This is a genomic window from uncultured Clostridium sp. (assembly GCF_900547735.1).
In the GTDB taxonomy this organism is placed as follows: Bacteria; Bacillota; Clostridia; order Lachnospirales; family Lachnospiraceae; genus Otoolea.
Genome location: NZ_URHZ01000019.1, coordinates 1 through 24,227, shown reverse-complemented (window position 1 = coordinate 24,227; position 24,227 = coordinate 1). Strand labels below are relative to the sequence as shown.

At 49.3% G+C, this 24,227-nt stretch carries 18 protein-coding genes; 11 read left to right on the top strand and 7 right to left on the bottom strand.

Translation table 11 applies throughout. The annotated features are described in order from the left end of the window. The first annotated feature begins 120 nt into the window (after nt 1–120). The 4 genes from QZT18_RS08185 to QZT18_RS08170 are packed head-to-tail and all read left to right on the top strand — an operon-like array spanning nt 121 to nt 5,866. The gene (locus tag QZT18_RS08185; protein WP_366925827.1) at nt 121–1,305 is read left to right on the top strand and encodes a YgeY family selenium metabolism-linked hydrolase; all 1,185 of its coding nucleotides are present in this window, start codon (nt 121–123) and stop codon (nt 1,303–1,305) included. Between the two features lie 55 nt (nt 1,306–1,360). Then, the gene (hydA, locus tag QZT18_RS08180) at nt 1,361–2,785 is read left to right on the top strand and encodes a dihydropyrimidinase (protein ID WP_294146474.1); all 1,425 of its coding nucleotides are present in this window, start codon (nt 1,361–1,363) and stop codon (nt 2,783–2,785) included. Between the two features lie 28 nt (nt 2,786–2,813). After that, nucleotides 2,814–4,211, top strand: coding sequence for a cytosine permease (locus QZT18_RS08175; protein ID WP_294146472.1), 1,398 nt, complete (start codon nt 2,814–2,816; stop codon nt 4,209–4,211). Between the two features lie 35 nt (nt 4,212–4,246). Next, on the top strand, nt 4,247–5,866 hold the full coding sequence (locus QZT18_RS08170) for an amidohydrolase family protein (RefSeq protein WP_294146454.1): 1,620 nt from the start codon (nt 4,247–4,249) through the stop codon (nt 5,864–5,866). Nucleotides 5,867–6,361: 495 nt separating this feature from the next. Here the strand turns inward: QZT18_RS08170 and nhaC are convergent, their stop codons facing one another. The 3 genes from nhaC to QZT18_RS08155 are packed head-to-tail and all read right to left on the bottom strand — an operon-like array spanning nt 6,362 to nt 11,130. Then, a complete protein-coding gene (gene nhaC, locus QZT18_RS08165; RefSeq protein WP_294146448.1) occupies nt 6,362–7,798 on the bottom strand; it encodes a Na+/H+ antiporter NhaC in 1,437 nt (478 codons plus the stop codon). A 15-nt stretch (nt 7,799–7,813) separates the two neighbouring features. After that, nucleotides 7,814–9,910, bottom strand: coding sequence for a DUF3604 domain-containing protein (locus QZT18_RS08160; RefSeq protein WP_294146442.1), 2,097 nt, complete (start codon nt 9,908–9,910; stop codon nt 7,814–7,816). Nucleotides 9,911–9,942: 32 nt separating this feature from the next. Then, entirely contained in the window at nt 9,943–11,130 is a 1,188-nt protein-coding gene (locus QZT18_RS08155; protein WP_294146438.1) for an amidohydrolase, read from the bottom strand. A 196-nt stretch (nt 11,131–11,326) separates the two neighbouring features. Between QZT18_RS08155 and QZT18_RS08150 the strand changes: the two genes are divergently transcribed. Next, nucleotides 11,327–12,313 (top strand): LysR family transcriptional regulator, encoded by a 987-nt coding sequence (locus QZT18_RS08150; protein ID WP_294146433.1) that lies wholly within the window; start codon nt 11,327–11,329, stop codon nt 12,311–12,313. Nucleotides 12,314–12,357: 44 nt separating this feature from the next. Here QZT18_RS08150 and QZT18_RS08145 read toward each other — a convergent pair whose 3' ends face one another. Both QZT18_RS08145 and QZT18_RS08140 read right to left on the bottom strand, forming a co-directional pair. After that, a complete protein-coding gene (locus tag QZT18_RS08145) occupies nt 12,358–12,978 on the bottom strand; it encodes a flavin reductase (protein ID WP_125141422.1) in 621 nt (206 codons plus the stop codon). 238 nt (nt 12,979–13,216) lie between these two features. Continuing rightward, nucleotides 13,217–13,471 (bottom strand): TIGR03905 family TSCPD domain-containing protein, encoded by a 255-nt coding sequence (locus tag QZT18_RS08140; RefSeq protein WP_294146430.1) that lies wholly within the window; start codon nt 13,469–13,471, stop codon nt 13,217–13,219. 475 nt (nt 13,472–13,946) lie between these two features. Here QZT18_RS08140 and QZT18_RS08135 point away from each other — a divergent pair, with 475 nt between their 5' ends. The 5 genes from QZT18_RS08135 to QZT18_RS08115 all read left to right on the top strand — a co-directional run bounded on the left by QZT18_RS08135 (nt 13,947) and on the right by QZT18_RS08115 (nt 19,968). Beyond that, entirely contained in the window at nt 13,947–14,639 is a 693-nt protein-coding gene (locus QZT18_RS08135; protein ID WP_294146428.1) for a 5'-methylthioadenosine/adenosylhomocysteine nucleosidase, read from the top strand. Between the two features lie 189 nt (nt 14,640–14,828). Continuing rightward, nucleotides 14,829–15,851 carry a hypothetical protein gene (locus tag QZT18_RS08130; RefSeq protein ID WP_294146426.1) on the top strand — a complete coding sequence of 341 codons (1,023 nt, stop codon included), beginning with the start codon at nt 14,829–14,831 and terminating at the stop codon, nt 15,849–15,851. A 454-nt stretch (nt 15,852–16,305) separates the two neighbouring features. Further along, entirely contained in the window at nt 16,306–17,568 is a 1,263-nt protein-coding gene (locus QZT18_RS08125) for an aminopeptidase (protein ID WP_366925826.1), read from the top strand. Between the two features lie 39 nt (nt 17,569–17,607). Continuing rightward, complete coding sequence (locus QZT18_RS08120; protein ID WP_294146424.1) at nt 17,608–19,146, top strand: ABC transporter substrate-binding protein; 1,539 nt, start codon at nt 17,608–17,610, stop codon at nt 19,144–19,146. 120 nt (nt 19,147–19,266) lie between these two features. After that, the gene (locus tag QZT18_RS08115) at nt 19,267–19,968 is read left to right on the top strand and encodes a class I SAM-dependent methyltransferase (protein ID WP_294146422.1); all 702 of its coding nucleotides are present in this window, start codon (nt 19,267–19,269) and stop codon (nt 19,966–19,968) included. 71 nt (nt 19,969–20,039) lie between these two features. On the opposite strand, the gene QZT18_RS08110 is transcribed toward QZT18_RS08115, so the two are convergent. Both QZT18_RS08110 and dcuC read right to left on the bottom strand, forming a co-directional pair. Then, the gene (locus tag QZT18_RS08110) at nt 20,040–21,179 is read right to left on the bottom strand and encodes a M20 family metallopeptidase (protein ID WP_294146420.1); all 1,140 of its coding nucleotides are present in this window, start codon (nt 21,177–21,179) and stop codon (nt 20,040–20,042) included. 27 nt (nt 21,180–21,206) lie between these two features. Continuing rightward, on the bottom strand, nt 21,207–22,586 hold the full coding sequence (gene dcuC / locus QZT18_RS08105) for a C4-dicarboxylate transporter DcuC (RefSeq protein ID WP_294146418.1): 1,380 nt from the start codon (nt 22,584–22,586) through the stop codon (nt 21,207–21,209). Nucleotides 22,587–22,806: 220 nt separating this feature from the next. Between dcuC and QZT18_RS08100 the strand changes: the two genes are divergently transcribed. After that, nucleotides 22,807–24,117 carry a hypothetical protein gene (locus QZT18_RS08100; protein ID WP_294146414.1) on the top strand — a complete coding sequence of 437 codons (1,311 nt, stop codon included), beginning with the start codon at nt 22,807–22,809 and terminating at the stop codon, nt 24,115–24,117. The last annotated feature ends 110 nt before the right edge of the window (nt 24,118–24,227 follow it).

Genomic DNA, 24,227 nt, shown 5'->3' with positions numbered 1-24,227 from the left:
ATGGTATTCAAAGGCAATAACGGTACTCAAAGGCAATAACGGCATTCAAAGGCGATAATGGTACTCAAAGCCAATAACGGCATTCAAAAGCAATAACAGAATTCAAAGCAGGAGGACAGGATAATGGATAAAGAGAGAGAAGAGCAGGTCATTTCACTGTGTCAGAAACTGGTTCAGCAGAAGAGTTATTCCGGTGAGGAGAGCGGCGTGGTGAGCGTACTTTCGGAGAACATGAAGCAGATGGGATTTGACGAGGTGACGGTGGATAAGTACGGCAATATCATCGGCTGCATCAAAGGAAAAAGACCGGGCAAGAAGATATTATTTGACGGCCACATTGATACGGTACCCGTTACCGAGGAAACAGAGTGGGTTCATCCCCCGTTTGCAGCGGAAATCCATGACGGAAAGATTTACGGCAGAGGAACCAGCGATATGAAGGGCGCCGTGGCGGCAATGACATGCGCGGCCTCCAGTTACGCGAAGGATACGGACAAAGATTTTGCCGGAGAAATATACGTGGCGGGCGTGGTGCACGAGGAGTGTTTTGAGGGCGTCGCCGCCAGGGAAATCAGTAAAAACGTCCGGCCGGATTACGTAGTAATCGGTGAGGCGTCCGAGCTTAATCTGAAGATCGGACAGAGGGGAAGAGCCGAGATTGTGGTTGAAACCTTCGGAAAACCGTGTCATTCGGCCAATCCGGAAAAGGGAATTAACGCAGTCTATAAGATGGCAAAGGTCATCGAGGCAATCCGCACTCTTACACCGACCCACCACCCGGTATTGGGCGACGGAATTCTGGAACTGACGGATATCAAATCCGCGCCGTATCCCGGGGCATCCGTAGTACCGGAGTACTGCCGCGCAACCTACGACAGACGTCTTCTCGTAGGCGAGACGAAAGAGAGCGTCCTGGCCCCCATCAATGAACTGCTTGATAAACTGATGGCGGAAGACCCGCAGTTAAAGGCAAAGGCCTCCTATGCACTGGGGAAAGAAAAGTGCCATACGGGCAATGAGATCGAGGGCGAGCGGTTCTTCCCGGGCTGGTTATATGACAAGGACGACGAGTTTGTTCAGGATGTCTATAAAAAGCTGCAGGAAAAGGGATTTACCCCTGAAATCACACAGTACAATTTCTGCACGAACGGCAGCCACTACGCCGGTGAGGCGGGCATTAAAACATTTGGCCTCGGGCCGTCCAAAGAAAATCTGGCCCATACACTGAACGAGTACGTTGAACTTGAACAGCTTACAAAAGTAACAGAGTGCTACTATGGGGTTATGGAAGCGCTTTTAAAATAAAAGTACAATCTGCAGTTTTGAGGCAGAGGTGAAGAGTATTGAGGAGGGTTATTTTATGTATGATTTGATTATCAAAAATGGTTATGTAGTATCTCCGTCATCCACAGTAAAATGCGATATCGCCGTCAACGGAAAAACGGTTGCCGGCCTTGGAACATATGATGAGTCCGAAGGAAAACGGGTGATTGACGCAGAAGGAAAATACGTCCTGCCCGGCGTCATTGAGGCGCACATGCACTGCCAGGCACCGTTCCAGGGCTGCCTTGGCGCCAACAGTTTCTATGAGCAGAGTGTCAGCGCCGCATACGGCGGCGTGACGATGTATATGGATTTTGCCAACATGGGAAAAGGCGATTCTCCGTATACACAGGCGCTTGCAAGGGCCGATGAGATGAAGGAGTCCGCCATTGACTACAGCGTCCACGGCAAGTTTGTGGAATCCACGCCGGAGGCGATTGCCGATATTGAAAAGATGGCCGACTACGGAATTCCGACCTTTAAAATGTTCATGACCTATAAAAAAGAAGGCGTCATGAGTGACGACGAGACAATGCTTAAAGTATTTGAAAAGGCAAAATCCGTAAACGGCCTTCCGATGGTCCACTGTGAGAGCAATGCGATTGCCGAGACCAACATTGAAAAGTGCATGGCGGAAAACGACTTAAGCTGGGTAAATTTTGCGAAATGCAAACCGGTGCTCTGCGAGGCCGAGGCCTTTGCCCGGGCCGTCTATTTTCAGGAGTATGTAGGAAATGCACTGCTGGTTGTACATACAACCAATGGAGAAGCTCTGGGCACCGCCAGAAGAGCCCATGGCAAGGGACTTCCGCTTTACGTGGAAACGGGACCTCACTACCTGACCCTGTTTGATGATCTTTACAAAGGCGAGAACGGCCATCTGGCCATCTGTTCCCCGCCTCTGCGCACACCAAAAGAGGCAGAGGAGTTATGGGAGGGATTAAAGGACGGCACCATTCTGCTGACCGGTTCCGACGACTGTACCTTTGATGTGGATGAAAAATCCCTGTTCCTTGAAAAAAATCCGGACGGAACCTGGAAACAGGATTTCACAAAGGTTGTAAACGGTATGAGCGGCATTGAAATCAGACTTCCGCTGATGCTCTCCGAGGGTGTGTCCAAGGGACGCATTTCCATTAATAAAGTCTGTGAACTGACGAGCACCAACATTGCGAAGGTTTACGGCTGCTATCCGCAGAAGGGAGTTATCGCACCGGGATCCGACGCGGATCTTGTCCTGGTGGACATGGACAAGGAGGTTACGCTCTCCAAAGATGTGCTTCACAATAACATCAGCTACTGCCTCCATGAAGGATTTAAGGTAAAGGGCTACCCGGTAATGACGATTGCAAAGGGCAGAGTCATTGTTGAGAATGGGGAATTTAAAGGGGAAAAGGGCAAAGGAGAATTTATTAAGAGAAAGATAAATCCTGCTTACCTGGAACGATACGGTCTGAACTAAAACAATAATGGGTGGAGGTTATTTTCTTATGCAGAACGAAAAGTCACAGAGTTTAAGGAGCCCGGAACTGCTCCCGACAAAAGACAGCGAGAGAACCCTGTCCCTGTGGGATTATACGATTCTTTGGGCAGGTATGACGATTAATATTGTAGCATTCAGTTTAGGCGCACAGTATTTCAACGGTGGAGACGGGCTCTCCCCCTGGATGCTGGTCCTGGTAGTTTTCCTCGGCTACGGCCTTGTTACGGTTCTGACCGTTCTGGCCGGAGATATCGGAACAAAATACGGCGTTCCGTTTGCCGTATACAGCAGAGCCGCATTTGGATACAAGGGTTCCTTCTTTGCGGGACTTGTCCGGTGTGTCCCTTGTTTTTACTGGTTCGGATTCCAGACATGGGTAGGGGCAAACGCTCTCAACATGATAATGGGAATCATGTTCCCGTCCTTTAACAATGTTACCCTGATGCTGATTCTCTTTGCTGCATTCCAGATTGTCAATGCCCTCTTCGGCATGGAGGCCATGGCTAAATTCGACTGGATCGCGGTTCCGATGCTGGGCATCATGTTTGCCGCCATCGTAGTCACCGTATGTAACAAATACGGGGTGTCCATCCCCGATATCATGGGTGTCAAAGCGGCGGGCAACTATTCCATGGCATTTGCCATTTCCGGTATCGCAGGCGGATGGATTACCATGGCGCTTAACGGCCCCGACCTTGCAAGACAGATCAGACGCAGTGACAACTATAAGAATGAAGGGCTTATAAAACGTAACAAGAATGCCATCGTGGGACAGCTTGTCGGCCTTATGGCAGTCGGAATCATCGCCATGATGGTTGGCATGGCGGCAGGTATCTACACACATGAGTGGGATTTAAACAACGTGGTTTACAGCCTGTTCTCCAACAATATGCTGGTGCTTGTGTTCTGTTTCATTGCCATTGCATTTGCACAGTGGTCAACCAATACGGCGGCCAACCTGATGCCTCCGGCATATATCCTGCTGAATATTTTCCCGAAAATGAAATTCTGGATGACAACAATTATCTCGGGCGTGATCGGTCTTCTGATGATGCCGTGGAAACAGCAGGGCGGAGACTTTCTGGTCGTAATCCAGTCGAATTTCTCGACACTTTTAGGGCCGATTATCGGTATCATGCTGGCAGACTATTTCCTGGTACGTAAATGTACAATTAACGTGGACGACCTTTACAATGTAGGCGGACAGTACCATTATACAAGCGGTTTCAATATGAGTTCGGTGGTAACCATGATCCTTTCCTTCGGCCTGTCACTGCTGGCGGGAGACTACTCCTTCTTTGCAGGCCTTGCCATCAGCGTGGTAATTTATGTGGTGCTGATGAAGAATTTTACCCTGAAGAAATATGACCAGAAATTAGGACAGGATATCCCATTCCAGGATTAGATGATGGAAACCATGAAAAAACAGAGGTGAGAACAGTGAAAAAACTGATTAAGAACGGATTCATCGCTGACGGAAGCGGAAATCCGGGATATAAAGCGGATGTTTTATTAAATGATGGAATAATTGAGAAAATAGCGCCGACAATCGACGCAGCGTCGGCTGGGGCCGAAGGGGCGCAGGTGATTGACGCGGAGGGGCTTGTCGTGGCTCCGGGCTTTATTGATACTCACAGCCACAGTGACCTCCGGGTGCTGGTAGAACCTGAGGTTGCCCCCAAGGTCATGCAGGGTATTACAACGGAAATCCTGGGACAGGATGGAATTTCCATGGCCCCGCTTCCCAAGGAGTACATCAGCCCCTGGAGAAAGAACCTGGCCGGCCTGGACGGAGACAGTGACCAGATTGACTGGAATTATGAGACAACGGAAAATTATCTGAAGATGATTGACGAGGTGAAACCGGGGCTCAATGAATGTTATCTCGTGCCTCACGGCAATATCAGAATGGAGGCCATGGGCCTTGAGAACCGTCTTCCAAACGATGAGGAGCTTGAAAAAATGTGCGCCATCACCAGACGGGAAATGGAGGCGGGAGCCGTAGGACTTTCCACAGGACTCATTTACATGCCGTGCGCTTATTCCGAGTCTAAGGAAATAATCGAGATGTGCAAGGTGGTTGCGGAGTACGACGGACTTTTCGTCATTCACCAGAGAAGCGAGGCGGACACAATCCTGGACTCCATGGAAGAGGTTATTAAAATCGGCCGCGAGTCCGGCGTGAAAATCCACTATTCCCATTTTAAGGTCTGCGGAAAGAAGAACTGGGATAAAGTCGACAAGGTGATTGAACTTCTGGAAGAAGCCAAAAAAGAGGGAATCCGCGTATCCTTCGACCAGTATCCTTATGTGGCGGGCAGCACGATGCTGGGAGTTATTCTCCCGCCGTGGGTGCACGACGGCGGAACAGACAAGGTGTTGGAGCGTCTGGCGGATCCGGAGCTGAGAAAAAAGATGGTCTACGATATCGAACACGGCATCCCGGGCTGGGATAACTTCGTGGAATTTGCGGGCCTGGATCAAATCTTTGTTACCAGTGTTAAGACGGATAAGAACAAAGACGCCATCGGCCTTAACCTGGTTGAACTCGGAACGCTGAGGGGGAAAGATCCGTATGACGCCACCTTCGACCTCCTCTATGAAGAGGAAAATGCCGTGGGCATGGTGGATTTCTACGGGACCGAGGAGCACGTAATCCGCATTATGAAACGTCCCGAGATGAACGCATGCACCGACGGCCTGTTAGGCGGGAAACCGCATCCGCGTGTATACGGCGCATTCCCGAGAATCCTCGGAAAATACGTGAGGGAAGAAAAAGCCCTGACGCTGGAGGAAGCCGTTTATAAGATGACGAAGAAACCCGCTACGACCTTCAACATGACAGGCAGGGGAGAGGTGAAGGAGGGCTGTCAGGCCGATCTCTGTATCTTCAATCCGGAGACGGTCATCGATAAGGGAACCTTCGTCGATCCGGTACAGTATCCGGAGGGAATTGAATATGTTATTGTCGGCGGCGAGCTGGCCGTTGAAAAGGGAAAACACACCGGAAGAAGAAACGGCGTGGTGCTCAGGAAAAAAGGAAAAGAGGTAATCAGATAAACGACAGGCGCATTCCTGTGTCCAGGCAGGGGAGAACATCGGTGAGGAGGAAAAGTGATAGGGGTGAACTTTTGAAAATACAACAAAAGTTTCTATTGATATCTTACTGATTATTGCTTGCTAATAATTATTAGCAAAATTATTAACGAGGGGCTAACTGATAATCACAAGCGGCAATTCTGAACATGATAAAGGAAACAAGTGGCGACAGCTACGAAGATGCTCGGGCTATCAACCAACAATTGACTTTTGAAAAGACATCTGCGTACTTCCAAAAGAAAAAGATTGAATTCAGTGGTGTCTGAATGGCTCCCTGCTACCAAATAAGCAAAGCAAAATGGCCGGATAGCAAACGGTATGCTATCCGGCTAATCTCTTTGTGTCACAGTAAAAACAAACCGCCTACTCTGCAGGTAGAGGGAAATCGAACACGCAGATACCGCATTTTTAAGAGAAGTTCCCACCGCTGCCGATCATGCCGCCCCATACAGGCCGTCATTTTCTCTCCTTAATCAGCATCTCCCCCTTACTGTTAAATATCCCGAATCCCGTAAATATGTAGATAGCCGCAAATACAACCCCCAGATAGGTAATCGGCGCATATAAAACGTACTGGAAGGAGCTGACGCCCAATGTGCCCAGTATGAAGATGGAGATATTGCTCCATGGCACGATCGGGGAGAACGCGGTTCCGGTGTCTTCCAGCATCCGGGAGAGGTTCTTTCTGTGCAGGTCGTATTTATCAAACATCGGCCCCAGTATCGGTCCGACGATGGAAAAGGTTACCAGGTATACGCCGGTGAAGGATGCCAGGATCAGGTGAAGGAGGTAGCTGAAGCCCAGCAGCGATTTGCGTCCGGTGGCGTATTTCTGGATGGCGTCGAGGAACATCTGGAATACATTGGCGGCCTTCAGGGCGGAGCTGAACACTGCCGCTCCGATAATCAGGGCTACCGACGGCATCATGCTCAGGAGGCCGCCGCGGTTAATCATCGAGTCCACCAGGGCAACTCCGGTTGACATGCCGAGCCCGCTTGTGAGGGCGGTCAGCACTTCCTTGATTCCCTTCCCCTGTACGGTGACGGCAAGTATCGCCGCAAGGAGAATTCCGATTCCGAAGACGGGAATCGTCGGTTTCCTCAGGAAGATGAGGACCAGCACGACGACCGGAGGGAGCAAAAGGATTGGATTTAAGGTAAAAGTACCCTGCAGTGTCGTTAAAATCTGAGTATAAGCTTCACTGTCAATGTGACCGCCCTGGAACTTCATCCCCAGCACCGCATAGAGGATCAGGGAGATAATCAGGCAGGGGATGGTCGTATAGAGCATGGACTTTATATGGTCGATAATGTCTACGCCCGAGACGTAGGGAGCCATAATCGTCGTGTCCGAAAGCGGAGAGAGCTTGTCCCCGAAGATGGCGCCCACCACGATGGAACCGGCCGCATAAGCCACCGGGATCCCAAGGCCCTCGGCCACACCGATCAGCGCTACGCCTACCGTTCCCATCGTACCCCATGAGGTTCCGGTCATCAGTGACATCAGGCAGCAGAGAAGACAACTGGCAACCAGAAAAATGGGAGCCGGGAGCAGTTTGAGGCCGTAATACATCATTAGCGGAACGGTGCCGGAGATCATCCAGGAACCAATGAGAATTCCTACGAACATCATGATCAGCATTCCCATGAACATGGTTTTAAACGTGTCTCCAATGTCATTTTCAAACTGTTTCCAGGGACAGCCGAAGGCCATGCCCAGATAGACGGCCGACAGCGCCGAAAGAATCAGGCTGACGCCGGGATTTGCCTTTAAGATGGCAACACAGTACAACAGGATTCCCAGGGACACTAATAAGATGATTAACGACCTGGACGCAGGTAACTCTTTTCTTTCTTCTTTCTGACTTGTTCTTTTCCTTTTCTCACTTTCCATTGTATTTCCCCCTTATCAACTTACCCAGATTGGACTTGACCAGGCAATGGCCTTATCTTTCTGGTATACTCGAACGTAATAGTAAAGCCATCCGGCTTCGGGCAGGTTCCCATCCTGCCAGCTAAATTCGATTTCTCTTCCACTCCCTTCTTTTCTGTAAACGGTATGTCCCATTGAAATAATCTCAACGGATTCGATGTCGGCGGTTCCTGTCACCCGGACCGACAGAGTGCGGACCGGATTTTCCGACAGGTTGATTTCCTGCCCCATCATGGCTCCGTTTACCGTAAAATCAAGAATAATGCGCTCACCCGTCGTGGCGTAGACTCTCCGGTTCCACAGTGCGTCAAACAGGCTGTGCCGGTCGAGACGGTCCGCCATGATGCAGGTCAGGCCTCCCCGGTAGCTCATCAGTTCGGATGAAAATACCCAGTGGGAATAGCCCGGATTACCCGCGTGCGTATCGCTGCCGGTCACAAAGCCGAGACGGTAGCCCTTGCTGAGGGCATACTGGACGGAGTGGTTTTCATAGACGGAACCGCCGATGATCGGCCGCTCACATCCTTCCCCTTCCGAGCTGCCCCAGCAGGAATAGATTTCCACCAGACGCTGAATTTCCTCATCGTGGATTTCAAAACTTCCCAGCATCACCTTCTTGGCGGTATGATGCGGAATCGTGATTGCCCTGACATTCTGGTTCTTAAGCTGCGCCCAGAGTTCTTCCGGGCAGTAGCTCCCCTCGTCGACACAGCGGCGGATTGGCTCGTCATATGACTCATAGTAGACATTGCGGTCGCCTCCGAACTCCGGGTTGGGGGCATCGTTATGATACTCATAGCCCAGAATCGGGACAAAATGTCCTTCCTCATAAAATGCCTTATTAATTTCCTGAATCTCTTTCCACTGTGCGTCCGTCATGTAGCAGCTCAGAGAAAGATGGGCGGTTTTGTTGTTGTTCGTGTATCTGCCGGAATCGGGGTCGGTCAGCGCACAGAAATCAACGGCAGCCGCTTCTCTCGCGTACTCATAATAGGAGCGGCCGCTTCCGCGGCCCCACTGGATTCCTGTGTGTCCGTGCATATCCCCCCAGAAATGACGGAGCGGCCTGTTTCCCGGCTCATTCGTCTGTCCGTCCGCCTGAGCATTTGCCGGTCTGTCGGCCTGTCCGTTCGTCTGTCCGCCCGCGGGCTCATTTGCCGGGGCGCCTGACAGTACGTTTACCTTACAGTTACCCGCCTGTACAGAACAGATCCCGGGATTACTTTCTCCCAACAGGCTCCCGTCCCGGTTTTCCGCGTATACCCTCAGGGCGCCCTCTCTATCCGGAGTGAATTTTATCTTTTTAATGCCGCAGTCATCCGGTTCAAAATCCCCTTCATAAATAACCGTATCTTCAAGGCGGCATCTCAGCTCTCCGGTATGGTGTTCGGCCAGATTGCGGTATGAATCTATGGCTGCGACGGTACACTCGGCCTCTGTTCCCGCCTGCAGGTCGGATGGGATGTACACCTCAAAAAAGGAGGCCGCTTCGGGATGCACCATTACGGTGGGAGAATCCGAGGTCAGATAATAGCCGCTGTAGGGAGCCTCCAGCGTTCCTCTCTGGTCGGTTGCCACATCAAACTGGACCGGTCCGGTGGTGCGGCAGTACCGGGCGGCGGCCTGAGGGGTGTAAGAGGTGTCGCCGTAGGTGAGAACCACCTGATCCCCTTTTGTAAGTGCATGGCCCAGCACCCTGACCCAGACATGGGAGCCGACGTGTTCGGAGACATTCTCCGTCTTGGAGCGGTCGGGGCCTCTTTTCCACCAGTCATTTTCCACGATAAAGGTTTTAACCGAAGCATTCTTCCGCGATACGGCGGCCGTGGTGTAGCCCGGATAGATGGGCATGGCAATCTGGGGCTTTGTAAAGCCGAACGGAATGGTAAAGCGCAGCACACCGCCGATATAGATAGGCTCATCCCCAACCGTATAGGTTACGGTAAAGGTTCCGCTTCCTCCGACGGTGATTTCCTCCGGTTCCACCCGGACGGCTCCGTTATTGTCCTTCACCTGCTCCATGTTGTTTCTCATTATCTGAACTTCATTAAAATACTTTAGTCTTCTGGCCATCCTTTTTCCTCCTTGTAGTTTCAGCCGGTCATTCACTCGGGTAACCCGCCGCCCAGGTAATCCACCGCTATCTGCGTGCAGAGGGCGGTTCCGTTCTTAAGAATACTTTCATCCACCATAAAACGGCTGCTGTAGTTATTTTCCGTGTATCCGAGCCGTTTATTGGCGCATCCTATATTGATATAAAGGCCCGGAATGTGTTCCGTCAGACAGGCAAAGTCCTCGCTGGCCATCATTGGGGGCACGTCTTTTCTGATCTCACCGCCAAAAAGTTTGTGAAGCGCCTTATTGGCAATGACGCTCAGTTCGGGAGAATTATACAGAGGGGGCAGCATGTACTGATAAGACAGTTTTGCCTCGCAGCCCAGGGCCTTTGCGGTGTCCGTCACTATTTTTTCCAGCGTTTTTTCAAGCTGTTTCCTCTTCTCGGCGGAGTGCATCCGGACCGTGCCTTCCATTTTTACCTTACCGGCGATGATATTGCGCTGTGTCCCGCCGTGGATAGTGCCGATATTGATGACGAGGGGGTTCAGAGGATTGTTATCCCTGGAGACGCAGGTCTGGAGGCCGTTTATAATAGCCGCCGCGGCGACAATGGCATCCTTCCCGGTATGAGGGAGGCTCCCATGTGCGGCAAGGCCCGTTACCTCAATATCAAACTTGTCGGCGCTGGCCATTCTGTATCCCGGGGAAATATCGATAAACGGAGCCTCCAGTCCGCCGTATACATGGGCGGCACAGATGGCATCCACGTCCTGCAGGAACCCGCGCCTGATATATTCCTGGGAGGCGCGGGCGCTCTCCTCGGCGGCCTGGAAAAAGAGTTTTACATGGCCCGTCAGTGAATCCTCAAGTCCCTTTAAGAGCTTTGCGGCTCCGAGCAGCATTGCGATGTGGCAGTCACGTCCGCAGGCGTGCATCATACCAGTATTCTCGCTTGTAAAATCGAGGCCGGTCTTCTCCTGCACGGAAACGCCGTCTATATCTGCCCGGAGCAGAATGGTTTTAGCGTCTTTACCGGCTTTTTTGCCGTGAATATAGGCATAAACGCCCGAAATATCGTCAAATCGGATCGGTTCCAGACCGATCTCTTTCAGTTGTTTTTCAATTGCCAGTGTTGTCTTCACCTCTTCCCAGGCCGGTTCGGGAAAACGGTGAAAATACCGGCGCTGTCCGATGATATAGTTTTCTGCTTCAGAAGCCAGATTCAGGATATCCATAAGTGTCTCCTTCCCGAAGGTGTTGAATTATGGAAATATTGTATATCTTGACGGACTATATGTAAAATAATATAAAAGTATACAGACTATATGGAATCCGTATACTAATTTGGTGAGGAAATATGATAGAATCAGGATATGCATCTAACAGTATGGGGACCGGCATTTAGAAAGCCTGAAGGATCGGGGAGATTTTATGACTTTGAGACACATTAAGATATTCATAGCGGTCTGCGACACCGGAAGCACGACTGCGGCGGCCAGGGAACTTTATATTGCGCAGCCTGCGGTCAGTTTTGCCATCGCGGAGCTGGAACACTATTACGGGCAGAAATTATTTGACCGTATTTCCAACCGGCTCAGGATAACGGAGGCGGGACGGCGCTTTCTGGAGTATTCGAGACAGATTGTGATTCTGTTTGATGAGATGGAATTTGAAATAAAGAACTGGGACTGCCTTGGCTCCTTAAGAATCGGAAGTAATGTGACGATCGGCAACAGCTTCCTTCCCCAATGTGTGAAGGCCTTTAAGGGAATATATCCCGACATTGAGATTGAGGTGACCGTTGACAATTCCGCGAAGATTGAACAGCTTATCTTAAACAGCAAGCTGGATTTTGCCCTCATTGAAGGGCCGGTGTTCAACCATTTTATTAAAAGTGAGCTTTTCATGGATAATTCCCTTGTTTTTATCTGTGCGGCGGAGCATCCGTGGGCCGGACAGGCGGTGGAAATGAAACGGCTGGCCGACTGCAGTTTTATTATGAGGGAAAAAGATTCCTTTGAACGCAAGCTCCTGAACGATCTGCTTCAGATGAATAAGATACAGTTTCACACGGCATGGCAGAGCGTAAGTTACCAGGCGATTCTGAAGGCGGTCGAAAAGAACCTGGGAATCGCGGCCATCTCCTATCAGGCGGCAAAAGAATACCTTAAGTCAGGGAAAGTCATGCAGTTTTATGTAAATGGGGTGAACCTGAAACGGGAATTTTATATCGTTTATCATCAGAATAAATTTCTGAACAAACCGGCAAAAGATTTTATGGAACTGTGTTTTAAAATGAAAGAACTGGATCAAACAGGGGAACGGGCGGACGGCGGCGCGGATTCGGACGGTGTGGATGAGGCGGGAGCGGAACAGAAGAGGGACAACCGGCAGAAAGAGAAAAATCCTCCGCATTAGCCGGGACTGAATACGGAGGACTTCATTGTTATATTGATACGGTTTTAAACAATCACTTTCTCAAAATCGGATGCAGGATGCTTACAGATCGGACAAACGAAGTCGGCCGGAAGCTCTTCACCCTCATACTCATATCCGCAGATCCGGCAGCGCCAGATGGTCTTTCCTGTCTTTACAGCGGGTGCGGCTGGTTTTGGTTTAATATTACTCTGATAGAAGTTATAGGTTGTGGAAGGAACTTCGCTGAGAACGTCCATGTCATCGACAGCGGCGATAAACAGTGTGTGGCTTCCGAGGTCCATGGTGTTTTCCACGGTGGCGGAGATAAATCCGTTGGTTCCTTCGGTCACATAATAGATTCCGTTCTCACTGCGTTTTACCTGATCGTAACCTTCAAACTTGTTCACATCTTTTCCGGACTGGAATCCGAATCTCTGGAACGTGGAAAATTTAGCTTCCTCACTTAATATGGAAACGTTGAATTTCCCGGTGGCTTTGATCATGTCATGTGTATAGTTGGCTTTATTTACAGCAACGCTGATTCGGTTGGGAACAGCCGTTACCTGGCCTGCCGTATTAATAATACATCCATTGTCCTTCTCATCCTGTCTGGCCGTCAGTACAAACAGGCCATAAGTCAGTTTAAACATTGTCTTATCGTTCATTCTTACTTCTCCCTTCAAATATGATAATAATTACTGAGTACAAATCCCGCGGATTCTCCCCCGGTAATACCCAGCCGGGTGCCCCGCCAAACGCAGTCGCAGAAGAAAATACGTCCTTGCGATGCCGTATCAGGTATCCCCATTATATCATATTCACTTTGTGAATACGAGTCTCCGACGGAAGAAAATGTATTATGAGTCTATAAAATATTATTATTTACAGCCCTATGACGAACGATTACCGTCCGGCCTGTTCGGCTTTATACTGCTTTAATGCCCTGGCGAGCTGATCCGGGCAGGAAGTAGGGCGGAATCCACAGTTGATACCCTCTGTGCGGGCAATTACATCGTCGATATCCATGCCTTCCACGAGACGGGCCACACCCTGGGTATTACCGGAACATCCGCCGATAAAATGTACATTTTTAAGCTTGTTATTTTCCACATCGAAACTGATTTCACGGGAACAGACTCCCTGCGTTTTAAAATTCATAATTGATTAACCTCCATATATTGTGTTTGCAGACTGTCAAAACAGACACAGTCATGTTCTGTAATACGCGTTGCTATCGCGCTCGATTTACGTTCTGAATCATGCAAAGCCGCATGAAATTATGTATATTACGATTATAACTAAGGCCTGGTTGCATTCTGCGGGCATCTTTCCATAATTGAATGAAAAACCCGGTTTGTGCAGCAAGGAACGGTTTTAAAATCCGTTTCTCCGCATCAGTGTTATGGTTCGCCCCGTGTTCGGCCGCACGTTTTGCGGAATACATCCGAATACATCCGTTGTGAACGGTAACAATTGATTATAGCCCCGCGCTAAAGGAATTGTCAAGATTGTAAAAATACATTATAATGATCAGATATGCGAAGGACAAGACGTCTGTGACAAAGCAGGCGCTTATATAATGAAGATTGTGGTACAAAACCGGAGTAAATAAGAACGAGATGGAGGAATTGTAATGTTTGGAATTATTGGCGCAATGGATGAGGAAGTTGCTAAAATCAAAGAAGAGATGACGGATGTCGCGATCACAACCGTGGCCGGCATGGATTTTTATGAAGGAAAACTGAACGGGAAGGACGCGGTAGTGGTCCGCTCCGGTATCGGCAAGGTCAATGCGGGCATGTGCAGCCAGATTCTGGCCGACCGCTTCCATGTTGACGCGATTGTCAACACCGGGATTGCGGGTTCCCTGAGGAACGAGATCAATATCGGCGATATCGTACTTTCCACCGATGCGGTGCAGCACGATATGGATGCCAGCGGCTTTGGTTATAAGAAGGGACAGATTCCCAGAGTCGATACCTTTGCATTTAAGGCGGATGAGGGACTGATTGAACTGGCGCTTCAGTGTAACCGGGAAGTGAATCCCGATATTCAGGCGTTTAAGGGCCGCGTTGTGAGCGGGGATCAGTTTATTTCGGATAAAGATAAGAAGAAATGGCTGATCGAGACATTTGACGCAAGCTGTACGGAGATGGAGGGAGCGGCTATCGCGCAGGCGGCCTATCTCAATCAGATTCCGTATCTTGTAATCAGGGCAATCTCCGATAAAGCCGACGACAGCGCAGGAATGGATTACCCCGTATTCGAGGCGCAGGCAATCCGGCATTCGGTACGGCTTCTGCTTGAAATGGTGTCCAGAGCGTAGTTTAGCCCGCAATATGCAGCGCTTTCCGGCCTTCTATAAACGGGATAAGGCCTGGGTTTCTTAACTTAATAATCGAATTGTGGCTATATTTGACGATCGATTTATGCCATTCTCATCTTCCCAAACCAGGAACTGGCGGCTATAATAAATGTCATCTGGAACAATCTGGAGAAGAAAGGGGAGCTTTTTATGCTGGAATTATTACAAACCGGAAAAGCATTGACCGTGCTTGCGGCGATCGGAATTATAGGAATCGTCAGTAAATTAATCACACGGAGCCTCTACAAAAGATTATTAAAAGAAACTGATAACATGGCAATGACCAAGAACAAGAATCTGAAAGTACTGAAGCAGAAGTTGGAGAATGCGTACCGTTTAAATCAGAATATCGTCAATACCCAGGCGTATCTGGACAAGCAGCTGTATGGGTTTAAGTTTATGCACATTTCCCTGGAAACATGGAACAATCTGTCTTTACAGATGACGATCCTGGGCCTTTTGGCCGGTGGAGCCGGTTCCTTTATGTCCTACTGGTACAGACTGGATTCCTACTATATTGTACTGTATGCGGCAATGGGTGCGCTGGGCGGCCTGTTACTTACATTTATGGACAGCAGTTTTAATATTACGGGAAAGCAGCAGAAGCTGGAGACGGTTTTACTGGAATATGTGGATAATTCCGTATTTGTGAGAGCAGCCAGAGATAACTCGGCCAGAGAGACGGCCGGACAGGTCCGTGCGGCTGCCACGGCGCAGAGCAGAGAACGGCTGACACGTGAAAATGAAATCAAAGACGGTCTGGTAAGAGAGGAAGAACCCCGCCAGCTGTCTCCGAGAAATATAAGAGGCAGGAACTCCAAGGCGGAGGAACTGCTCAGGACGGTGCGCAATATGAAAGATGATGATCTGCGTCCGGAGGAGGAAGAGAACTCCGCCGTGGACAAGCCCTCCGCATCCAGGGCCGACACCGTACCGCTGCGCGGCAGAAACAGGGACAGTATGATGCGGGACAGCGATAACGAAGGTCCGTCCAGAAACCGGGAGGGCGACAATACCGTCCGCAGGGATATCGACTATCTGAAGCACAGCCTGGATCAGATAGCGGCGAGCAAGGAAAAAGACCGGGACGACAAGGACTGGATGAAGAATCTCAATGGCGATGAGATGAAGATCATCGGGGAGATTATGCGCCAGTATTTTACCGGAGCTTAAAACATAGAGTAAAATCATATAGAAATAACCGGTTATGAGGCGGTTATAACGGGATTTGAATGGACAGGCAGGCGCGCTGCTGTTAAAAACTGAATATCGTGGATTAAATAATTACATAGTGTAATTGATCATAGATAAAAAGAGGCATTGTTTGGGTGAACAATGCCTCTTTTTGCGTCCGTTCTTTTTTTGCGTCCGCTCTCATTTTTGTGTCCATTTTCATCTCCATGCGTTCAGAGTTTCTATTAAACGGAACTGCCTTTAAAAGACGAACGGCCGGATATAAAGACAAAAAAACAGAAAAAGCATGTAAATATATAGAAAAATAATGATGTATACAGTTTACTTGTGATATTGAATGAAAATAATTGACAAATAAAGACTGAAATGTTAAAATGCAAACATGCACGTATGTATAATACGAGACAGTGAGGAAACACTGTAGGTTTTCTGTCTGAACCTACGGGAGAAGAGAGGGGGAAGCATTCTGTATACAGATTATTACAGAAAATATGCCGGGGTATTGATCCGGGCGGCCCTGGATTTGCAGCCGGGGGAAGTGCTTGTGATCAATGCGGCTCCATGGGACTGCGAATTTGTCAGAACGGTGACGGAGACTGCTTATGAGGCGGGCGCAGCCTATGTGCGCTGCGATTATGTGGATCCGGAGGAAGACCGGCAGCGGTGTCTCCATTCGCGGGAAGAATATCTGGATTACTATCCGGAGTGGGTGACGGATTACATGTGCAGTTATGCGGAACAGGGCGTGGCGATCCTGGATTTACTTCCGCCCGTATTTGGCGCCGCAGATTCTGTGCTGACGGAAAAGCTGGCGTCGGTCCGGAAACTCCGGGCCAGGTCGGGGGACCGTTACAATAAGGCCAGGTCGGCAAAGGGAGTCACCTGGGTCAAGAGCTCTCTGCCGTCCGTCGGATGGGCGGAGACGGTATATCCCGGATTAAAGGGAGAGGAAGCGGTTCAAAAGCTGTGGGAGGCCCTGATCCCGATCCTGCGCCTGGACAGGGAAGACCCGGTACAGGCCTGGCAGGAGCATAAGCGCGGTCTGCAGGAGAAAAAGACGGCTCTGGATGCGATGAACCTCAGAAAACTCAGGTTCGAGGGCCCGGGCACGGAACTGACCGTGGAGCTGGCGGAAAATTCCGGCTGGACCGGCGGCTGTGATATGAACAAGAGGACGGGGAGGGAATACATTCCCAACATTCCTACGGAAGAACTGTTTGCAGCGCCTCATAAACACCGGATCAACGGAACGGTGGCAGCGACAATGCCGCTAAATTATAACGGTTCCCTGATTGAGGGGATGCGGCTTGTAATCAAAGACGGAAGAGTGGTCGAATATGGAGCGGATTCGGGACTGGAGGCATTAAAGGGGATATTGGAGACCGACGAGGGCTCCCGCTATTTTGGGGAAACGGCTCTGGTTGCAGTCACTTCCCCTATTTATCAGACCGGGACGATTTACTATAATACCATTCTGGATGAGAACGCGGTATGCCATATGGCTCTGGGACGTGCGCTTACCAGCGGTGTGCCGGGGGCTTCGTCGATGACGGAGGAGGAGCTGGAAAATGCAGGGCTGAACCAGTGCAGCATTCATGTGGATTTCATGATAGGCTCGGAAGAACTTAAAGTGACGGCCGAGGATGGTAATGGAACCTCCGTGGTGCTGATGGAACGGGGAACCTGGAAAATTTAATAAGCAATACTGAGACAGTGACAGGAAAAGGAGAGGGACATGAAAAAAGCTATTTCAATCGTTTTGGCAGCGGCAATGGCATTATCTCTGGCAGGATGCCAGGCAAAAACGGGCAGCGGTGAGGCAGCGGTGAAAGAGGGGACTGCAAAGGACACAATTATAATGGGCCAGCCGGGGGATACGCCCAACCTTGACACACATAATAACCTGGACGGAAACGGAATGCGCGTTAACACGGTTCTCTATGATCCGCTTCTCAGAATGGACAATGAGACATATGAGATAAGGCCGTGTCTGGCCGAGTCATGGGAAATTTCCGATGACGGAACGGAATACGTTTTCCAGATTAAGCAGGGGGTCAAATTTTCCGACGGCAGCGATATGACCGTGGACGATGTGGTATTCTCTCTTCAGAGAGGTATGACAAAACCGCTGGCAGTGCCGAGCTTTGCCCGCGTGACGGCAGTTGATAAAGTGGATGACAGTCATGTTAAAGTGACGCTGGACGGACCGTACCCGGAATTTTTATTCTCCATGGCTCTTCCGACGGCTGGTATTTTCAGCAAGACGGCATATGAGGCTCAGGGAGAAAGTGAATTTTTCAACAATCCGGTAACGACCGGGCCATACAAGGTGGTTGACTGGAAGCGCGGCGAACTGCTTACAATGGTGGCAAATGAGAATTACCATCTGGGAGCGGCGCCGATTAAGAATTTACAGTACCGCGTGATCACGGATCCGAACTCGGCGATTCTGAGCCTGGAGGCGGGGGACATCGATACCTATATTCTGGTGCAGCAGTCCAGCGTAAAACGTATCGAGGAAAATGAGAAGCTGGAAATGCTGCAGGGACCGACCTTCGGTCTTTCCTTTATCCAGGTCAATACGGAAAAGCCGCCGTTTGACAACGTAAAAGCACGTCAGGCCCTCTGCTATGCAATCGATAAAGAAGCAATGCTGGACGGAATTCTTGACGGCAACGGCATGATTATGGATACCTTTGTGACGGAAAATTACCTGGGATATACCGATAAGGTGGTAAAATATCCTTACGATCTGGAAAAGGCAAAGACGCTGCTGGCAGCGGAGGGAATCGACGGAAGCGAGCCGCTTACGGCTATCCTTTATTCCCCGCAGGATTCCAAATTTGCCCAGATTCTCCAGAACTCCCTGGCTGAAATCGGCATAGAGCTGAAAATCTCCCAGATGGAGCGTTCCGCCTATGAGGCAGCCTGCTTAAACGGCGAGGCCAACCTGATTGTAGGCAGCGGCACCTATACGGCCCCGACGGTCGATGAAACATTGTATCCGACCATCCATTCCGCTCAGATTGAAGTCCAGAACTTCAGCAAGTACGCCGATCCGCTGGCTGATCAGTATCTGGAAGAGGCCCGCATCACCCTTAACGAGGACGACAGGGCCGCAATCTATGAAAAACTGCTCATCAAACTCAGCGAAGATGTGCCGGTTATCCCAACGGTGAGCGGATTTAACAATATTGCAATTAAAAAGGGACTGAAAGGCGTTGTCGTCAGCCCGTGGTCATTCTATAATGTATATGATTTCAGTTGGGAATAGAGTGGCAGGAGCATGTGAAACTGGGAGGGATATCTGAAAAGATACCCCTCCCGTTTAGTGTTTCATTTCCGGTTTTATCTGTGTTATACTGAAGCAAAACGGGATTTGAGGTAAATAAGGATGAAATACACACTGGAAGACAGCCTGAAGGCATGGGAAGCAAATGCAGAATTTTGGGACACCGCGATGGGAGACAATTCGAATGAGTTTCACAGAAAAACAGTGCGGCCCAAAGTGAATGAGCTGCTGGAGATTCAGCCGGATGATTTTATTTTAGATATAGCCTGTGGAAATGGGAATTATTCCGCATATCTGGCGGAACGCGGGGTAAGTGTCGTAGCCTTTGACTACTCGCCCAAAATGATTGAGCTGGCAAAAAAACGGCAGGCGCGTTTCTGCGATAAGATTGAATTTTGTGTTGCAGATGCATCGAGTGAAAGCAGTCTGATGGCGCTGAAACGGCAGAAACCATTTACCAAGGCGGTTTCCAATATGGCAATTATGGATATTCCGGAGGTTACAGAACTGTTTCACTGTGTCAATCGGATGATTTCCGAAAACGGCATTTTTGTTTTTGCCACCCAGCATCCCTGTTTTGTTACACTGACGGAACAATATATGACTCCGCACGGTTATTACGGTGAAGCAATCAAAGGACAGCCACGGGAGCAATGCTATTATCACCGTTCCCTGCAGGATATCTTTCATCTCTGTTTTAAAAATGGATTTGTGATTGATGGTTTTTATGAGGAATGTTTTGGGAGTAAAGAAATTCCCGATATTATAATTGTAAGAGCAAGAAAAGTAGAATCTATATGGTAGAGCAATAGTCAAAAGCAATAGTCAAAACCGGGAAGGATATCGCAGAAGATATCCTTCCCGGTTTTTGTCTGTCAGTTGAAGCAGCCCTCTTTTTCCAGACGGATCATTGTCCGGTATACCATCTCGGTTCTGGGCAGGATTGTGTTGAGCCATATCATTTCCTTATCCCCATGGGCGCCGTCCCCGACCGGTCCCACGGCATCGATGACGGGACAGCCCTCGAATGCAATGAAGTTGCCGTCAGAACCGCCTCCGGTCCTTACAAAATGGACGTCGACACCGCATGCGGCTCCCTCTTCCTCCATGAATTTCATCATTCGCCTGGAGGTTTCGGTGGATGCCATGGGAGGACGGAAACCGACGCGGGTGACCGTGGCCCTGACGCCGGGGGTAAAAGGCGTTTCTTTCAGGTGATCGAAGGCGGCCTCGATTTTCCGGCATGCCTCGATGGTTGAGAAACGGATGTCAATCTCACAGCGGGCGTTATCGGCCACGGTGTTTGCACCCATGCCGCCGCTCACGACGCCGACATTCAGACTGGTGCCGCTTTCATAGTCGTTCAGCGGAACGATACGGGTGATCCACTCCGCCATTTCATGAATTGCACTGGCGCCGTCCTGGGGGTTGACGCCTGCATGCGCATAAATACCCTTGAAATCAATATTATAACGGGCGAGTCCCTTCCGATCGCTTACCATGGCGCCGTTTTTTCTGGCCGGTTCAAACACCAGGCCGCATTTCGCCTTTTTCGCCAGATTGCTGATCCAGGGACTTGAATAGCGGGAGGAAATTTCCTCATCACTGTTAAGAGCAAGGCATAAGCGCAGGCCGGTATTGTTTTTGACAAGCTCCCGCACAATGTAGTACATGTTTAACAGACCTGATTTCATATCAATGACACCGGGGCCGTATGCTTTTTCAGCATCCATGGCGAACGGGCGGTTTTCAACGGTTCCTTTTGGAAAAACGGTGTCCATATGTCCGGTCATTAAAACATCGATTTCCTCGATGCCGGGATAATTTCTCACCTCCAGACAGTAACCGGCGCGGCCGTCAAACCGTTTTTGGGTGACCGTGAGGCCCAGAGCCTCATATTTGGCCGCCATCAGACCGGCAACCCGATCGGTGCCTTCCGGATCATAGCTGCTGCTGTCTATGTTAACAAGTTCTTTTAACTGCTCTATGTATTCATTATAATCAAAATATATCATTTTTTCTTTCCTTTCCGTATCTGTTTATTATAAGAAGAAAATCACATCGCCCAGAATCAGGCCCACCGTGCCCACCAACATCGGGATCATGGTGCGTTTTACAAGATCAATTGACAGCACTTTATCATTGGTACATCCGGCGGTTGCCACCATACAGGACGAAATCGGGGACATATTGCGTCCCATGCCCGTGGCAAGCTGCATGGCGAGGCACATAATGACCGGATGGATGCCGAAGGATTCGGAGACGGTCGGAGCCAAAGCAATGAAGGCATAGAAGGGCGCCGCTCCGGAACCCATAATAATGGAGGAGACAACGATAATCGCCACCATAACAATCGTCATGGGAATCGGACCGAAGCCGATATTCTGGGCGCCTTCGATAATCAGGTCGATCATCCCCATCCGTTTTAGACCCTCGGCAAAAACCTCACCTGCCATAATCAGGGTAATGATGCTGGCGAACTGTTTGCCCATTCCATTGAAAAACACATCGATGATTTTAACGGAATCAAAAATGTTCTTCGGCTTCCTGATAATTTCCAGCAGGATTGTCAGACAGACGCCCATCATCATTGCGGTGACTACGTTCATCTTAAAAGTACTTATGACAAGGTCGTTGAAGAGAAGCAGCAGGACGAGCGGGAACAGGGGGAGGATGGCATAGAACTTCGGAACACCGTCCTCATCCTCTTTCTCAACCAGTTCTTTTTTCTCTACGACAAAGCCGTCCTTTTTGTCAAAATACTTCTGCACCACATAATGGGCGATTGTGACCAGTGGAATTACCACGATCATGATCGGGACCTGATACTTGATAAAATATGTCATCGGATCCAGACCGGCCACCTGTGCGGCCATGTTGGAAGCGCCGGAAGCGGGGCCCAGATCCAGGCAGGCTGCGGAGGCGATAACGGCCGCCGCGGACAGCGGGCTTACGCCCAGGGCGATCAGAATCGGATAAACGGTGGCCATCAGTAAAACGCTGAGGCCGGCCGCGCTGGGTACAAAAATATTCAGAAACTGTCCTACGGTGTAGGTAAGGGCGAGCACGATGTAGGGTGAACCCAGATGTTTCAGCGGTTTGGTGCAGATTTTGACCATGGCGGAGCTGGCGCCCACATGATTCATGAACATGGCGTATGCTCCTGCGGCCATGATGATCATTCCGGTTGAACCCGCATCCTTCTGCAGGGTAACCCGCATTAATTCAAAAACGTCGAACAGCCAGAAACCGGTGCTGTTTTCTACGTCGGCGATGATGCTGTTGATGCCCAGAAACTGGGCACAGAGCAGCAGAACAATGCCGCCGCCTAGAAGTATTGCATGTGGTTTGTATTTTTTTAAAATCATCGTGGCAACAAAAACCACGACTGCCAGAGTTATGGCAATACTGATGAGCTGCATGTTGTATCCTCCTGTACAAAATGAATAATTAATATTTATGGCTATTTAAAGACGTCTTGTAATAAGGTGAATTATATCCTAAGAAAAGTAATAAATCAAGAGTATTTTATATAAAAATTACAAAATGTCCTAAAATAACCTAAAAACAACGAAAACCGCCTAAATAGACAATTTGGAAATGCTATGCTAGAATAATAATAGCAGTGAACGGAGGGAAAAAATGAAGATTGCGTTACTGACAACGCCATACCTGGAACCATTTTATAAAAAAGCGCTGAAACAGATGGAGCTTTCCTGCGTGACGGATGTTTATGCATATTATACATACGAACATATCGTGGACCTTTACCGAAGGATTTCTGAGCAGTATGACGGTTTCCTGGCAGGAGGCACGGCGCCGATGAGAATTATCCAGGGCGCCTACCCGGAACACAAACCGATCCGGAACATTGAATGCGGAATCAGCAATTTCTACAGGGAAATTAACCGCGCGATTTTTGAGTATCAGGATTTTGAACTCCGGTACGGATATTTTGATTTTTGTGACTATCTCTGCCCTCAAAATGAAAAAAGCCTGATTGAGATGATGAAAAAAGGCAATTTTGAGGAGTGGTTTCTTAAAAATCAGGAATATATGGATAATATGCAGCCGGAAGAGATGTGGAAGACCCTGGAAGAGACGAGAAACAGGCATATCGAACTCTGGAAGAGCGGAAAGATCAAATATTCCCTGTCCAGGCGCAGCCTGATCGTGCCGGATATCCTGAAGGCCGGGGTGAACTGCCGTTTTATCAACTGCAATCATGACGACATCCTGAAGAGCTATGAATTGCTGATGCATGACATTACAATCAGGAAACTGGAAAAAAACAGGCCGGCCGTGATCGATATCCGCCCGGATCCGTTTAACGAAGAGAATATGGAGAAGGTCAGACGAAGCCTGATGGCATTCAGTAAGAAAAATCTCTGCGATTTTATCATTGAGGAGCAAGAAGGCTATATCCAGGTATTTACGAATTATCATGCCCTGGAGAAAATCACCTGCGGCTTTAAGTCCTGTACCCTGAAGAAGAGTATAGAAGATAAAAGCGATTTGCGCGTATGCATTGGCTACGGCATGGGCGACAGCCTGCAAAATGCCGTTTCCAATGGTCTTTACGCGATGAAAGAGGCGCAGAATACGGTGGATTATACCAGTTATCTGATCAATGAGGAGCGCAAAAAAATTGGGCTGTTCGGAGAAGGGAAGCTGGTGACTTTTTCGGAGGATGTATCCCCGCAGATACTGGAACTGGCGGAGCAGACCGGTTTTTCGACACTGACAATCCAGAAAATTTTAAAGGCTAATGAAATTTTGGGCGACGTGGAATTTACCTCCCAGGATTTGGCCGGAATTCTTCATATCACCCTGAGAAGCGCCAACAGGATGCTGGACAGTATGGTCCGGTACGGAATGGCGGCAGTCCTCTATCACCGCCAGAATGGTACGAAAGGGCGGCCTCAGAAGGTATATAAGATGGAGATGAGGTGACATTGGGGAGTAGTGAGAAAATTATAAAATGATAAAATCATACGGTTATAAAGCCATAAAGCCATAAAGCCATAAAGCCATAAAGCCATAAAGCCATAAAGCCATAAAGC